The sequence below is a fragment of the Stenotrophomonas sp. 3diitr2024 genome, from assembly GCF_042136455.1.
GTDB classification, from domain to species: Bacteria; Pseudomonadota; Gammaproteobacteria; order Xanthomonadales; family Xanthomonadaceae; genus Stenotrophomonas; species Stenotrophomonas sepilia.
In genome coordinates this window covers 1-322 of record NZ_JBHHMJ010000836.1, presented here as the reverse complement: position 1 = coordinate 322, position 322 = coordinate 1, and the positions used below count along the sequence as shown (strand labels likewise).

Genomic DNA, 322 nt, shown 5'->3' with positions numbered 1-322 from the left:
CAGGCACGCACGCTCGACTACTCGCCCGCTTTCCAGATGGGCTCGCCGCCGGCCTTCGCGCTGGCACAGCGGCTGGCCGCACTGGCTCCGGCCCCGCTCAACCATGTGTTCTTCACCACGTCCGAGCATGGCACCGGGCTGGGCCTGTATATCGCCCGCGAGCTGTGCCGGGCCAACCAGGCGCGGCTGGACTACATCCCGGTTCCCGCTGGAGGTGGAAGGGCGCCGGTACTACCACCTGCCGCAGGGTCCGAAGCTGCCGGTGCTGGTGGCCACGCGCATGAGCCTGAGCTTCCCGTTGCTGATCAGCGCGGTGCCGCTG

The 322-nt window shown here is 69.9% G+C and carries 1 pseudogene; it reads left to right on the top strand.

Going from position 1 to position 322, the window contains the following annotated elements:
* Positions 1-322, top strand: a pseudogene (locus ABGA94_RS22240) (hypothetical protein); the annotation flags it as partial.